Origin of the sequence: Vibrio sp. LB10LO1, assembly GCF_010092875.1 — a bacterium.
GTDB classification, from domain to species: domain Bacteria; phylum Pseudomonadota; class Gammaproteobacteria; order Enterobacterales; family Vibrionaceae; genus Vibrio; species Vibrio campbellii.
Genome location: NZ_JAADJW010000044.1, coordinates 23,186 through 37,993 on the forward strand (window position 1 = coordinate 23,186; position 14,808 = coordinate 37,993).

14 protein-coding genes are annotated in these 14,808 nt (G+C 46.5%); 8 read left to right on the forward strand and 6 right to left on the reverse strand.

Annotated features, from left to right (window positions below):
- Nucleotides 1–46: 46 nt before the first annotated feature.
- From GXP65_RS22220 to argS, 3 genes are all read right to left on the reverse strand, one after another.
- Nucleotides 47–568 carry a YqhA family protein gene (locus GXP65_RS22220; RefSeq protein ID WP_005426711.1) on the reverse strand — a complete coding sequence of 174 codons (522 nt, stop codon included), beginning with the start codon at nucleotides 566–568 and terminating at the stop codon, nucleotides 47–49.
- Between the two features lie 150 nt (nucleotides 569–718).
- A complete protein-coding gene (locus tag GXP65_RS22225) occupies nucleotides 719–1,147 on the reverse strand; it encodes an HIT domain-containing protein (RefSeq protein WP_050906155.1) in 429 nt (142 codons plus the stop codon).
- Between the two features lie 132 nt (nucleotides 1,148–1,279).
- Nucleotides 1,280–3,013, reverse strand: a complete 1,734-nt coding sequence (gene argS, locus GXP65_RS22230; RefSeq protein ID WP_005446437.1) for an arginine--tRNA ligase — start codon at nucleotides 3,011–3,013, stop codon at nucleotides 1,280–1,282.
- Nucleotides 3,014–3,233: 220 nt separating this feature from the next.
- Between argS and GXP65_RS22235 the strand changes: the two genes are divergently transcribed.
- Nucleotides 3,234–3,830 carry a VOC family protein gene (locus GXP65_RS22235; RefSeq protein WP_162093759.1) on the forward strand — a complete coding sequence of 199 codons (597 nt, stop codon included), beginning with the start codon at nucleotides 3,234–3,236 and terminating at the stop codon, nucleotides 3,828–3,830.
- Nucleotides 3,831–3,901: 71 nt separating this feature from the next.
- Here the strand turns inward: GXP65_RS22235 and GXP65_RS22240 are convergent, their stop codons facing one another.
- From GXP65_RS22240 to purU, 3 genes are all read right to left on the reverse strand, one after another.
- Nucleotides 3,902–4,270: a hypothetical protein gene (locus GXP65_RS22240; protein ID WP_162093760.1), complete on the reverse strand. Its 369-nt coding sequence runs from the start codon at nucleotides 4,268–4,270 to the stop codon at nucleotides 3,902–3,904.
- Between the two features lie 4 nt (nucleotides 4,271–4,274).
- On the reverse strand, nucleotides 4,275–5,903 hold the full coding sequence (locus tag GXP65_RS22245) for a serine protease (RefSeq protein ID WP_162093761.1): 1,629 nt from the start codon (nucleotides 5,901–5,903) through the stop codon (nucleotides 4,275–4,277).
- Nucleotides 5,904–6,109: 206 nt separating this feature from the next.
- A complete protein-coding gene (purU, locus tag GXP65_RS22250) occupies nucleotides 6,110–6,943 on the reverse strand; it encodes a formyltetrahydrofolate deformylase (protein WP_005428723.1) in 834 nt (277 codons plus the stop codon).
- A gap of 217 nt (nucleotides 6,944–7,160) precedes the next feature.
- On the opposite strand from purU, the gene GXP65_RS22255 reads away from it, so the two are divergent.
- The 7 genes from GXP65_RS22255 to rnd all read left to right on the forward strand — a co-directional run bounded on the left by GXP65_RS22255 (nucleotide 7,161) and on the right by rnd (nucleotide 14,647).
- Complete coding sequence (locus GXP65_RS22255; RefSeq protein WP_045398685.1) at nucleotides 7,161–9,086, forward strand: ATP-dependent DNA helicase; 1,926 nt, start codon at nucleotides 7,161–7,163, stop codon at nucleotides 9,084–9,086.
- A 45-nt stretch (nucleotides 9,087–9,131) separates the two neighbouring features.
- Nucleotides 9,132–9,833 carry a tRNA (adenosine(37)-N6)-threonylcarbamoyltransferase complex dimerization subunit type 1 TsaB gene (gene tsaB, locus GXP65_RS22260; RefSeq protein ID WP_045377693.1) on the forward strand — a complete coding sequence of 234 codons (702 nt, stop codon included), beginning with the start codon at nucleotides 9,132–9,134 and terminating at the stop codon, nucleotides 9,831–9,833.
- A gap of 60 nt (nucleotides 9,834–9,893) precedes the next feature.
- Nucleotides 9,894–10,199 (forward strand): chromosome partitioning protein ParA, encoded by a 306-nt coding sequence (locus GXP65_RS22265; RefSeq protein ID WP_162093762.1) that lies wholly within the window; start codon nucleotides 9,894–9,896, stop codon nucleotides 10,197–10,199.
- A gap of 25 nt (nucleotides 10,200–10,224) precedes the next feature.
- Nucleotides 10,225–10,782, forward strand: coding sequence for a Slp family lipoprotein (locus GXP65_RS22270; protein WP_162093763.1), 558 nt, complete (start codon nucleotides 10,225–10,227; stop codon nucleotides 10,780–10,782).
- Between the two features lie 6 nt (nucleotides 10,783–10,788).
- The gene (locus GXP65_RS22275) at nucleotides 10,789–11,643 is read left to right on the forward strand and encodes an alpha/beta hydrolase (protein WP_162093765.1); all 855 of its coding nucleotides are present in this window, start codon (nucleotides 10,789–10,791) and stop codon (nucleotides 11,641–11,643) included.
- 106 nt (nucleotides 11,644–11,749) lie between these two features.
- On the forward strand, nucleotides 11,750–13,441 hold the full coding sequence (fadD, locus tag GXP65_RS22280; RefSeq protein ID WP_012127281.1) for a long-chain-fatty-acid--CoA ligase FadD: 1,692 nt from the start codon (nucleotides 11,750–11,752) through the stop codon (nucleotides 13,439–13,441).
- 87 nt (nucleotides 13,442–13,528) lie between these two features.
- Entirely contained in the window at nucleotides 13,529–14,647 is a 1,119-nt protein-coding gene (gene rnd / locus GXP65_RS22285) for a ribonuclease D (RefSeq protein ID WP_045370502.1), read from the forward strand.
- Nucleotides 14,648–14,808: the final 161 nt, after the last annotated feature.

Here is a 14,808-nt window from a genome sequence, read left to right on the forward strand (position 1 = left end):
GATGCGGCTTTTCTTTTTCTGGTTATTGTTTGTGAATACTGCGGAATCAATGCTCTTCAGAGTGTTTAGTCGCACCTAAGCCTAGGAACTTCAAACCAAGACTTAAAACTAAAATCGAAATAGGCAATGTTAAGATCGTCCAATCTAAGCTGTCGAAGTTAATCAGTACGAGCTCTAAGAACTTCACAAACAAGATCACGATGATGACTTCAGCCAAAATATTTTTTAGGTGGCCGATGTTTGGGGTTCTGATCCAATGCAAAACCGACTGTTCTTGTGTTTTCGCCTTAGCTTTGTTGGAAATAAAGAGTGTGTAGATGCCGTGAGCAAAAATGAACAAAACTAACGCGACAAGAAACGTATCCAGTGACTTGATCAAATACGCGATCGCGATGTCTGCTTTATCTAAATGTGCGAGTGCTTCTGGAGGTGTTTGATTAAGAATGAAGACCGCAAATGCCGAATAGGTTTTTGCTGCGCCCATAACAAAAAGCAAGAACGAAGCAGCCATAGAACAGATGATGGCGATCCAGCTAACGTATCGGAATGTGTTGAAGACTTGTTTCATGATGACCCTCTCTAATTGAGCTGGCAGTCTAAACAAGTTTGATTTAAGTGATAATCCCAGAAAAATGAGAAAGATTGTTACAAATGTGTATTAATCTTTCTCTGTCTATTTCAGTCGTATTCAAAGACGAATTATTTTCGCTAGCAGTGCTTATGCTTTTTGGAAAATAGAGCTCAGTGACAGCACATTTTTAATGCGACCAAGCAGTTCGTTTTGCTCTTCTTCTGTACGGAATTCACCTTTGGTGTTCCCCCAAACCGGTCCCGGCCATGCGACGTCATCTTTGAAGCGAGCAATATGATGAATGTGCAGCTGTGGCACCATGTTACCTAGTGCGCCAAGGTTTAACTTATCTGGACGCAAGGTTGCTTCTAGTGCTTGGCTTACCGCTTGAGACTCTAGCAAAAACTGTTGCTGTTCTTGCATTGGCAAGTGGTGAAGCTCTTTTAGGTTTGCACGTTTAGGGACCAAGATAACCCATGGCACGGCGTTGTCTTTATGCAGAAGCGCCACACACAGTGGGAAGTGCCCGATAACGGTGGTGTCTTTTGCCAGTTGAGGGTGCAGTTCAAAACTCATTATGTTATCCGATTTGAATTGAATGACATCAGTATACGCCAGATAAAACAAAAGGTTGACGCTTTCACGCCAACCTTTCTAAATCGTCTCGATTCTCGATTCTCGATTCTCGATTCTCGATTCTCGAATCGCTTACATCCGCTCTAGAGTATCAATGCCTAGTAGAGATAGACCTTGCTTGATGGTCTTCGCTGTTAGGGCTGCTAGTTTTAGACGGCTTTGTTTCACTGCTTCATCTTCAGCAACTAGGATAGGGCACGCTTCGTAGAAGCTAGAGAATTGACCTGCTAGTTCGAATAGGTAGCTACACATGATGTGTGGTTGACCTTCGCGAGCAACAGATTGAACCGCTTCTTCGAACTGCATAAGTTTTGCGATAAGCGCTTTTTCTTTCTCGTCAGTGATCTTAATTTCACCTTGTAGATCATCCATAGAAACGCCAGCTTTAGCGAATACAGATGCTACGCGAGTGTATGCGTATTGCATGTATGGTGCAGTGTTACCTTCGAACGCTAGCATGTTGTCCCAATCGAACACGTAGTCCGTGGTACGGTGCTTAGAAAGGTCTGCGTATTTAACCGCTGCCATTGCAACTGTGTTAGCGATCGCTTTCTTCTCGTCTTCTGCTAGTTCTGGGTTCTTAGATTCGATCAGCTGTGCTGCACGAACTTCTGCTTCATCAAGAAGATCAGCAAGACGAACCGTACCACCTGCACGAGTCTTGAATGGCTTACCGTCTTTACCTAGCATCATACCGAACGCGTGGTGCTCAAGAGATACTGACTCTGGCACGTAACCCGCTTTACGAACGATAGTCCAAGCTTGCATTAGGTGTTGGTGCTGACGAGAGTCGATGAAGTAAAGTACGCGGTCCGCGCCTAGTTCTTCGTAACGGTATTTCGCACATGCGATGTCCGTTGTTGTGTATAGGAAGCCGCCGTCGCGTTTCTGAACGATAACGCCCATCGCTTCGCCGTCTTTGTTCTTGAATTCTTCAAGGAACACAACTTGCGCGCCGTCATCTTCAACCGCAAGACCTTGTGCTTTAAGGTCTGCTACGATCTTAGGTAGCATGTCGTTGTACATGCTCTCGCCCATTACGTCATCACGAGATAGAGACACGTTTAGACGATCGTAGTTACGTTGGTTTTGGATCATGGTTACGTCAACCAGCTTCTTCCACATTTCTGCGCAGAACTCGTCGCCGCTTTGCAGTTTCACAACGTAGTTACGTGCTTTCACTGCGAATTCTTCGTCTTCATCGTACAGTTTCTTAGACTCACGGTAGAAGCCTTCAAGGTCAGCTAGCTCCATAGAAACTTCGCCAGACTCTTGTTGTACACGCTCAAGGTTTGCGATAAGCATACCGAACTGAGTACCCCAGTCGCCGATGTGGTTCGCACGGATCACTTTGTGACCTAGGAACTCAAGAGTACGTACTACTGCATCACCGATGATGGTTGAACGTAGGTGACCAACGTGCATTTCTTTCGCAACGTTTGGTGCAGAGTAGTCAGCAACGATAGTTTGAGCTTCGTCTGCTGCAACGCCAAGACGTGAATCAGCCAGTGCTGCTTCCGCTTGTTTTGCTAGGAACTCTTCGCTTAGGAAAATGTTGATGAAACCAGGACCTGCGATTTCTGTCTTGCTCGCAATACCGTCTAGGTCTAGAACATCCAGTACTTTCTGTGCAAATTCTCGTGGGTTAGTACCCAGTTTTTTAGCAACGCCCATTACGCCGTTTGCTTGGTAGTCACCAAATTGTGGCTTTGCTGATTGGCGTACCGCCGCAGGACTGCCTGCAGGTGCGCCAGCGGCTTCTAGAGCCTGAGATACTTTGTCATTAATAAGTGCTTGGATATTCACACGCGTTTCCTTCAATTCAAGGACGAAGAACTCGGCGAAGTAAGTGCCAAGTTCTGCTGGAGTTCACAAAAATGGGGCTAATGATAACAACTTTATTGCTTTTCATACAGAGAGGAATTGGGGAAATTTATACTTTTTCGATTGAATGGAAATGAGGCTTGGTTTGCGTTTACTATTGCGCTCAGAGTAATGAGATAAATCGCCCCAAAAGAGAGCCACAATGACGACTCAACTAGTTGAAAAACGCCTAGCGCCTGAATTGATGATCCAAGATCTGGATGCATTTATGGCGAAGATTGAAGAGCTTGCATCCCTGTTAAAACTGGATCTGAGCTTTGCTCAAGCTGACCATATTGCGTTGCGTATTAACGATACTGATACCGCAAAAGCTGCGCATGAAGCATGGAATCAATACGGTAAGGTGATTTCACAAGCGAAAATCAACGGTCGCCCGATTATTGTTATTGAATTCGACAAAGCGTTAGAAAGCCGTGGCTGGAAGATAGAGTGTTTGGAGCTGCCATACCCTGCGGAAGGCAAAATCTACCCAAGCGAAAGTTGGGAGCATGTGGAGTTCGTGATTCCATCTCATGCCGAAACCGCAGACGAGTTTCTTGCTGATTTGAAACACACTTACCCAGCGTTTGGCGCGCGTTTTGACGAGTTGGAAGAGCTGGGTGTGAAGATCAAACTATCGAGCCCGAAAGGGGAAGGCGAACGCTTGAATAACCCAACGGTGGCGTTTAAGTATCAAGGCATTTGTATCAAGCTGCACCCGCATTCACTCAAGCGTATTGTTGAGTCTGAGCAGTCGTAAACGCTAGAGTGAGAGTTGCTTAGTTGTTGGAAGTAAAAAGGGAGCCGAGGCTCCCTTTTGCATGCTAACTATTATTTAGTCAGTGACTTGCTTTTTGGGTTTGTAATGGAAAGCTTTTTGCCTTGCAACTCTTCATCTAGAGGCAGTGTAAAAGTTTTGGCAAACGGCATTCTTTTACAATGATCCGCCTTGTCTCTAACGATAGTGATAAGAGCCTCTGTCTGTGAGCTTTGCTCTATTTTTAGGCTAAAGTCCTCGTTTTCACTGCAGCCGTTAGACTCTGTGATAAATGAAATTTGACTCTCACTTGTCCTATAAGCTTCTACCATCATTGCTTGGTGCTCAGACGTCTGGTTTGTTTGCAGTCCTGCGTTTGCTGAACATGCAGTTAAACTGGTAGTGCCCAAACCAAGTAGGAATATCTTGAGTCTATGCTTCATCTCGTTACCTTTTTTTGCGTCGTACGAATGAACCTGCAGCCATTAACATCAGTAGGCCAATAGATAAACTGCCGCCTGAACTAGACTTTTTATTAAAGTTGGTACCAGTGTTGCCAGTATCGCCCGTATTATCTGTGCTGACTGACATATTTATATTACGAATAACTGCTTGCGCGCTGTAAATACCACTCGAATTCGGTTGTTTGAGGTATGCAAACGCTATTGTATTCGATGTTTTGTACAGATCGATCTGGAGCTCTTCATAAGCGAGGAGTTGGCTGGTGACATAGCTAACTTGACCATTAACAAAGATTGCAAAGTAATCAAAACCATCGGACATTACTTTGAGATCCATGGTAAGTTTGCCCTTCGGAAGATCGGTCAAAACCAGCTCAGATACACCAGGATAAGCTCCCATATCCGCTGATTGCAGTTCACCATTTTCAGCCGTCCAAGCGTTTTGACCGGTATAAACATTTGCGTCTGCTAGCGGAATGGCATTACGCACTGATCTGCTTGCTTTATCTACACCTGAATACTCGAAAGTTGTTGTGAGTTTGGACAGTTTCGGATGATCGGTAAAGAGCTCAATCGTTGTTGCTGATTCCGAATAGCTAGGTTGGTAGCCGACGGTAATTTGACAGCTTTGCGAAGGCTTTAAGGTACCAGTACAAGTGCTTTTCTCGATGGTACTTCCGTATGATATTGTGCTTTGGTAGATGTTGAATGGGATAGTATCGTCATTACGAATAGTAAAGGTCTCTTGCTGCGCTTTTCGCTCAACGAAACGAAGATCTCGATACTGAGTGAAGCTGATAGTATTGCGATGACTATCTATCCATCCATTGTGTTGAAAATGAGCGACGTTGGCGTAAACACCATAAGCGTTTGGCTGAGCACATCCATCCCCCCAGCTGACCACGCCTAGCAATTTGTTGATACCGTTATCATCAACGATGAGTGGACCGCCGCTATCTCCTTGGCAGCTATCTTTTCCTCCCCAATAGTATCCCGCACAGATGCCATCATCTGATACGTTGGCGTAATTTCCTTCTAGGTTTTGGCAGGTCTCTCGATCCACATACTCTAAATCAACTTGTTGTAAAACAGCCGGAAATTCCCTTCCTGTCGTAGAGGTGTTTCCCCATCCTGCGACATGTACTTTATCTCCTGCGCGTACGTTAGCTAGAACTTCTGGCGTTGCAAGAGCAATAGTCGCGCTGTCGACACTGCGTTCCAACTCAATAAGAGCCATGTCATTGTTCGTTGTTTTGCTGTTATATGCATCATGTGAATAGATATTTTTAACGGCGATGCGCTGTGCTTGAGACTCTCTGTTTTTGTCATAAAGACCAAGAACGATATCCAGATCGTCCGCATTGAGGTCTTCTACGCAGTGCGCAGCAGTTAATACGTATTTTCCACCAAGGAAACTACCGCCACAGAAGTGACCAATAGATGCTGGCTGTCCTTTACGTACCAGTGAAGCAATAAACTTCCAGTCAGAAGTATTGGCTGGCTCACCGCCGATAATGCGAGTGGATACATCATTCTTAACAGGCTTAAGAGTATCTGCGATTGTGGTTGCTGGCAAAGTCAGCCCAATCAGAAAAGCCACTAACGTTTTTTTCATTTTAATTCCGTAATATTAAAGTGATTTTATAAAAATGAGAATGAATTATAGATAGAGTTATTACTCGAGTAAATAGCTGAAAGAGAATGAAAAGATAGAAGATAGGGGAGTGATTCTTGGGATTTATTGCGGAAGATACTGCTGAAAAATAAACCCGCCGATTAGGCGGGTTTATTCATAGTGAAATTGTAAAAAGAGAGAAGTAATTACAGAATAACCGTCTTATTGCCGTAGACAAATACGTGGTCATTGATCACTTTATTCAAAGCCTTGCTCAATACGTTCTTCTCTACATCGCGACCTGCTTGCGCCATATCTTGTGCGCTGAACGTGTGATCCACTGGAATAACGTCCTGCTTGATGATTGGACCTTCATCCAAGTCATTTGTCACGAAGTGCGCCGTAGCACCGATGATCTTCACACCGCGATCGTAAGCTTGTTGGTACGGTTTCGCACCGATAAACGCGGGTAAGAAGCTGTGGTGGATATTGATGATCTTGTGACGGTATTTCTCTACGAAAGTTGGAGTGAGAACACGCATGTACTTCGCCAGTACAAGGTAATCGGCATCATATTGATCAATCACTTCAAGCATCTTCTGCTCGTGCTCTTCACGGCTAAGATCTTCGTGAGTCACGTGATGGTAAGGGATATCAAAACGTTCAGTGAGTGTTTGAAGTTTGTCGTAGTTACCAACAACCGCAGCAATTTCAACATCTAAGCTGCCATCGTAAGTCTTCATCAGAATATCACCTAAACAGTGCGCTTCTTTGGTTACTAGGATGACGATGCGTTTACGGCGAGAGCTAATAAGTTTACGTTTTGCACCTTGTGGCAGCGCTTGGTCTAAATCGGCGAGTAGCGTTTGATCGTTGAAGTAACCCTCCAACTCGGTTCTCATGAAAAAGTGCCCACTGGTGTTATCAACAAACTCGTTATTATGAACGATATTCAGCTGATGCTTATAACAGATATTGGTGATTTTTGAGATCAAACCCGGTGCGTCAGAACAATGGGTTAACAGTGTTTTCTTTTCCATAAATCAGATACTTCCATGCATTATTTTTCTAGAGTACGAATAAAAGGGTCACGTCAGAAGCGTGAATCGTACTGCAATCTGACTTCATAAATAATCTATTCTCGGCGCGGTTTCAACAAATTATCCGCGCGATGCTAAAACCTAGTGCTTTTGTTGGCTGATGTTTACGCTCAACTCCTGATATACTCACGGCAATTTTTCCAACCAGATGTCAGGCATGATCGCAAAAACATTCTCCTCTGAGGGCGCTTTAGGCAAAGCCATTCCGGGCTTTCAAGCTCGCCAGCCACAAATCGATATGGCAGAAGCCGTCAGCAGTGCGATCAAAGACCAAACTCAGCTGGTGGTAGAAGCCGGAACGGGAACGGGTAAGACCTTCGCTTACCTTGTGCCTGCGCTCTTGAGCGGCAAAAAAGTCATCATCAGTACCGGGTCGAAGAACCTACAAGAGCAGTTGTATCACCGTGACCTACCGTTGATGGTCAATGCTTTGGGCTTTTATGGACAAGTCGCGCTACTAAAAGGGCGCTCCAATTACCTATGTTTGGATCGTCTAAGCCGACAAATGGTCGAGAGCCATACTAATGAAGCCGATCCAACATTGTTGACCCAATTGGTGAAGGTTCGCACTTGGTCGTCTGAAACCAAAACGGGCGATTTAGGTGACTGTGATGATCTGCCAGAAGACAGCATGATCATCCCAACCATTACCTCCACCAACGATAACTGCCTGGGTAAAGAGTGTCCGAGCTACACTGATTGTTTCGTCCTAAAAGCACGCAAACGCGCAATGGATTCGGACATTGTTGTCGTCAACCACCACTTGTTCCTTGCAGACCTCGCGATCAAAGAAACCGGCTTTGGTGAGTTGATCCCAGAGGCTGACGTGTTCATCTTCGACGAAGCTCACCAGCTTCCAGACATTGCCAGCGAATACTTCGGACAATCGATCTCTAGCCGTCAGATCCAAGAGCTCGCCAAAGACATTGAGATTGCTTACCGCACTGAAGCAAAAGACATGCGCCAGCTACAAAAAGTCGGTGATAAGCTGATGCAAAGTGCAATGGATATGCGCATCGTGCTCGGTGAACCGGGCTTTCGTGGAAACTGGCGTGAAGCGCTGCAGTCGGAATCGATCAAGCGTGAGTTGGTGCGTTTAACCGATAGTTTAGATTTGGCGATTGACGTATTGAAACTGGCGCTAGGTCGAAGCCAATTGCTGGATACCGCCTTTGAGCGTGCCAACCTGATCAAAGGACGAATTGATCGCGTTTGTGATGTCGATATTACTGGTTACTCATACTGGTACGACACATCTCCCCGTCATTTTGCTCTGCACATTACGCCGCTTTCGGTTGCAGATAAATTCCATGAGCAAATCGAAATCAAACAAGGCGCGTGGATTTTTACCTCAGCAACCCTAGCGGTTTCGGGTGACTTTAAACACTTTACCGACCGTCTTGGATTGAAGCCGAAGCAGCAGTTTTCGTTGCCATCTCCGTTCGATTACGAGAAGCAAGCGCGCCTATGTGTGCCTCGTTATTTACCAGAGCCAAACAGCCCAGGCTTAGCCGACAAACTGGTGCGAATGCTTGCGCCTGTAATTGAAGAAAACGACGGGCGTTGTTTCTTTCTGTGTACTTCGCACAGCATGATGCGTGAGCTTGGTGAACGCTTTCGTGAAGTGCTGGATTTGCCAGTGCTAATGCAAGGCGAAATGAGCAAACAAAAGACCCTTGCCGAGTTTATGGAGCTAGGTAATGCATTGCTGGTGGCGACGGGGGCATTCTGGGAGGGGATCGATGTTAGAGGTGATGCGCTGAGCTGTGTTATCATCGACAAATTACCGTTTACTGCCCCTGATGACCCGCTGCTCAAAGCCCGAATCGAAGATTGTCGATTACGTGGCGGTGAGCCGTTTGCAGAAGTGCAAATCCCAGATGCGGTTATCACGTTAAAGCAGGGTGTAGGACGTTTGATTCGAGACCAAAAAGACCATGGTGCCTTGATCATTTGCGACAACCGTTTGGTAACGCGTGATTACGGTGGCATCTTCCTCGGCAGTTTACCGCCAATCCCAAGAACACGGGATTTGGAACGAATCAAAACATTTCTAAAAACAGAACAACCTGCCGCAGACTAATGCGCTGTGGCATCAATAAATTAAAGAAGAATTGTAGAGAGTTACATGAGCGCAAAAATTCTTGCTATCGATACGGCAACTGAGAACTGTTCAGTTGCGCTACTGGTTAATGACCGAGTGATTTCACGCAGTGAAGTGGCTCCTCGTGACCACACTAAGAAAGTACTGCCTATGGTAGACGAAGTACTGAAAGAAGCGGGCCTGACTCTACAAGATCTAGACGCATTGGCGTTTGGTCGTGGTCCGGGCAGCTTTACTGGCGTTCGTATCGGTATTGGTATCGCGCAAGGTTTGGCGTTTGGTGCTGACTTACCAATGATTGGCGTTTCAACGCTGGCTGCGATGGCACAAGCAAGCTACCGTCTGCACGGTGCAACGGATGTCGCGGTTGCGATTGATGCGCGTATGAGTGAAGTTTACTGGGCACGTTACACTCGCCAAGAAAACGGTGAATGGGCTGGTGTCGATGCAGAATGTGTTATTCCACCAGCGCGTCTATCGGAAGAAGCACAAGCAGACGACAAAACGTGGACTAAAGCGGGTACTGGTTGGGATGCTTACCAAGAAGATCTTGGCAAACTGCCATTCAACTTAACGAGCGGTGATGTGCTTTACCCTGATTCGCAAGACATTGTGATTCTTGCTGAGCAGGAACTTAAGAAAGGCAACACAGTCCCAGTAGAAGAATCGAGCCCGGTTTATCTGCGTGATAATGTGACGTGGAAGAAACTTCCGGGTCGCGAATAATCGGACTTTCAATGATTTGACAAAGTGCAGGGCATTCGCCCTGTATTTTTATGGAGCGTTATGGCGTCTGTCAATGGTTTACCTCCTGCGTTAATACCGGGTGCAAATCGCACCAATAAAGTCGGTAAAAAAGGGCAGGTAAAGAAAGCTCAAGATAAGCAGCCCGTTGGTCAACCTTCTAAGGTGGCGAACGCCGTCGCGCATTCCATTAAGCAAGTGGATGAGTCTCAGATTCATCGCGCTCAAGTGCAATATGATTTGCCCGAGGGTCATGCTCGCAAAGCAATGGAACAGTATATGGACGTCATGAATCGAGCGAAGAAAGAGGAACTTGCTCAGTTACTTGGTGTCGATATCTATGTGTAAAACAACGAATTTATAGTGGGGGTTTATGAAACTTTCTGGACGTATTTTTCTGGTTATTATCGCGGCATTCGGGCTTTCTGCCTGTAGTTCTCTTCCTGAAGAGCTGAATGCAAGCACCGAGCAGGTTTTGACGGATTACAAAGCCTTTGCTGAAGACCAAGGACAGGCTGCTAATGATGTCCGTCTTGGTGGTGTTATCGCGAAAGTGGATAACTTGAAAGACCAAACGCGTCTGGAGATTGTAAACCTACCAATCAGCAAATCAGGCAAGCCAGACATCGACCAAGAACCAACGGGTCGCTTCGCAGTGTACTTTGATGGTTACCTAGAGCCGGTTGCGTTTAGCCAAGGCCGACTTATTACCGTTGTTGGTAAAGGCGTGGGCGAAGAAGAAGGCAAAATTGGTGAGCACCAATACATCTTCCCTGCGATCAAAGGCGATGGCTACCGCCTATGGAAGATTGAAGAGCGCGTACGTATGTACGACACGCCAACCTATTACTACCCTTGTTACTCCATTAACTGCCGTATGATGCGTTCAGATTTCCCGCAAGACGGCAAGGTGATCAAGAAGGTTAAATAATCTGTGATGAATGAGCGCCGTTTTGCACTCCCAAATGGGAGCATGGCAGCCTTAGAGATCGGAAACGAAAAAACGGCTGCTTGTTCAGTCGTTTTTCTTCATGGGTGGATGGATAACGCGGGCAGCTTCAAAACCTTGATGAACGCCATCCATCAGTGCAATCCTGATCTTCATTTACTAGCAATTGACCTATTTGGTCATGGCTTATCCAGCCATAAATCCTCAGACAATTACTACCCCTTCCACGACTATATTGCTGATTTATACCAATTATTGGATGAATTATCGCCAAACAGACTGGTGTTAGTAGGTCATTCACTAGGCGCATTAATCGCAAGTTGCTATAGTGCTGCCTTTCCTGAACAGGTCGAAGCGTTAGTGCAAATTGAAGGAGCGGGTCCACTCGCAGAACAGCCTTCCAATAGCGTGAAACGACTGCGTGATGGTGTCCTTAGCCGACAACGTCAACGCAACAAACCGGAGCGAGCTATCGCTTCTTTCGATCTGGCGTTAAAGCTACGCATGCAAGCGAATCACCTGACCGCCGAGCAGTTGATGCCAATCGTAGAACGCGGAACTGAATGTCGCGAGAACCAATGGTTTTGGCGACACGATGCCAAATTAAAGTGCGATTCTCTTTACCGCATGGCACAGGACCACGCGAACTCGATCACCAGCCAAATACGCTGTCCGCACCTGATCATTTTGGGTGACAAAGGATTTCAGCATTTACAGTCTAACCAAGTCGATTGGGGCGAAAATCCACCGAATGTGGTTTCTGTCGCGGGTGGTCACCATTGTCATTTAGAGCAAACACTCGAGGTGGCAAAGCGAATTCTTGGTGTAGTTAACAAAATTTAAACAAGTGTTTGAGAGTTACGTGCTCAAGCACGTTTGCTGTGCTGTAATAGTGCTCAAAATAAAAAGGACGCTATTTTTTAGCCAGTTATAAACGAGGAGTAACATCGTGGATAAACCATGGCTTTCACGTTATCCAAGTGACGTACCTGAAACCATCAATCCAGAGCAATATGAGTCTTTGGTAGAAATGTTCGAGCAGTCTGTTCAAAAATACGCAGACCAACCGGCATTCATGAACATGGGCTCGGTCATGACCTTCCGCAAATTGGAAGAGCGTAGCCGCGCATTCGCCGCATACCTACAAAATGAACTTAAGCTGAAGAAGGGTGACCGCGTTGCTCTTATGATGCCAAACCTGCTTCAATACCCTGTCGCGCTATTTGGTATTTTGCGTGCAGGCTGTATCGCTGTGAACGTGAACCCACTTTACACTCCTCGTGAGCTTGAGCATCAGCTAAACGATGCTGGCGCAACGGCGATCGTTATCGTTTCTAACTTCGCGAACACGCTAGAGCAAATCGTAGAAAACACGCCAGTGAAACACGTGGTTCTGACCAGTCTTGGTCAAATGTTGCCACGTGCAAAAGGTACGCTTGTCGACTTCGTGGTTAAGTACGTGAAGGGCATGGTGCCTAAGTACGATCTACCGGGTGCAATCTCAATGCGTAAAGCGCTGCACAAAGGTCGTCGTCTTCAGTACGTGAAACCATTTATGTCTGGTGATGATATTGCATTCCTACAGTACACTGGTGGTACAACGGGCGTAGCGAAAGGCGCAATCCTGACACACCGCAACATGATCGCCAACGTAATGCAGGCGAAAGGCGCTTATGGTCCAGTTTTGGCACCAGGACGCGAGCTTGTTGTGACAGCACTGCCGCTTTACCACGTATTCGCGCTGACGGTGAACTGTCTACTGTTCGTTGAAATGGGTGGCAACAACCTGCTTATCACTAACCCGCGTGATATTCCGGGCTTTGTGAAAGAACTGCAAAAATACCAGTTCACTGCGATTACCGGTGTAAACACGCTGTTTAACGCGCTAGTGAACAACGAAGATTTCCATGAGCTAGATTTCAGCAACCTTCGCCTAGCAGTAGGTGGTGGTATGGCAGTGCAACGTGCTGTCGCTGAAAAATGGCAAAAGACCACAGGCTGTTACCTACTAGAAGGTTACGGTCTAACAGAATGTTCTCCATTGGTGGCGGCTTACCCGCACGACCTAGTGGAATACAACGGTTCTATCGGCCTGCCTGTGCCATCAACAGAAGTACGTATTGTTGATGAAGAAGGTAACGCACTAGCAAATACTGAGACAGGTGAGCTTCAAGTTCGCGGTCCTCAAGTGATGCAAGGTTACTGGCAGCGCCCAGAAGCGACCAAAGAAGTGATCAACGAAGACGGTTGGCTATCAACGGGTGACATCGTTAAGTTTGATGATGAAGGCTTCCTACACATCGTCGACCGCAAGAAAGACATGATTCTTGTGTCTGGCTTCAACGTTTACCCGAACGAAATCGAAGACGTAGTTGCACTGCACGGTAAAGTGCTAGAAGTCGCGGCAATCGGTCAGCCTCACGAAGTTTCTGGCGAGTTGGTGAAGATCTACGTTGTAAAACGCGATCCGAGCCTAACCAAAGACGAAGTGATTGCACACTGTCGCCAACACCTAACTGGCTACAAAGTGCCTAAGTTGGTTGAGTTCCGTGAAGATCTACCTAAGACCAACGTAGGTAAGATCCTTCGTCGCGTACTGCGTGAAGAGAACGACGCAGAGCTAGCGAAGAAGAGCGCATAAGCGGATTTCTTTGTGCAACAATCATTTATTGCCAAATAGTGTTAGAATGCCAGCGTTTTGCTGGCATTTTTTTATAGCGAGAAGCATGTGAACTATCAGATCATTACGAAAAACAAAGACCTAGAAGAAGTCTGCGCTCTAGCAAGAGAAGCCGACGTAGTTATGCTGGATACCGAATTCGTGCGAATCAGGACTTACTATCCGCAGCTAGGTTTGATTCAGCTTTTCGATGGCAAACAACTTTCCCTTATCGACCCGACCGAACTGACCGACATGACGTCGTTCGTCGAGTTGCTAAAAGACACCTCAGTGCTAAAAGTACTGCACGCGTGTGGTGAAGATTTAGAAGTCTTCCAAAATGCCTTTGGTTGTACACCATTCCCAATGGTGGATACGCAGTTGATGGCCGCTTTCCTAGGTCACGGCCTGTCGACGGGCTTCGCTACGCTGGTGGAAGAATACCTTGGCGTCGAGCTAGACAAGAGCGAATCTCGCACCGACTGGATGGCGCGTCCACTGACTCAAAAGCAGCTTGATTACGCCGCGGCCGACGTGCACTACCTAATGCCTCTTTACGAGAAGCTGTTAGATAAAGTGAACGAAGCGGGCTGGTGGGAAGCGGTTCAGCAAGAGAGCGACTTACTGGTATCAAAACGTATTCGCAACGTGAACGAAGAAAACGCCTACCTAGACATTAAAGGCGCATGGCAGCTAAGACCGGCTGAACTTGCGATTCTTAAGCCATTGGCAACTTGGCGTTACCGCGAAGCGATTAAGCGTGACCTAGCACTGAACTTCATCTTCAAAGAAGGTGATTTGCTGACGGTGGCTCGTCTTGGTTTGACTGGCTTTAAGAAGATGGAAGCGGAAGGCATCGACATTCGTGCGATTAACCGCCACGGTGCACGAATTGCGGGTATTGTGAAGCAAGCGAAGCAAACACCAGCCGATGACTACCCAGCAAAAATCGAACGTTTGATGGATTACCCAGGCTACAAGCAAATCTTCAAGAACATGAAGGATGTGGTGAAGGTAGCGTCGCAAAAATCAGGCTTGGCAACCGAGTTCTTGGCGTCTAAAAAGCAGATCAACCAAATCATCAGTTGGGTATGGAAGAAAGACCGCGACCCAGCGCGTCTACCGGATGTGATGCAAGGCTGGCGTCTTGAATTACTCGGCGAGAAGATGAATAAGGTGCTGAAGTAAGTACTAATAAAAAAGGTTGGCAATATCGCCAACCTTTTTTGTAACACGCATTTGTAACTGGCTTTGAAGCCAAAACCTATTTTCAACAACCCGAGCACGCTAGTCATAGATTCTGAATCACGCTCGTGCCTCGCTGTTCAGAATGACGAAGGGGTCTTGAG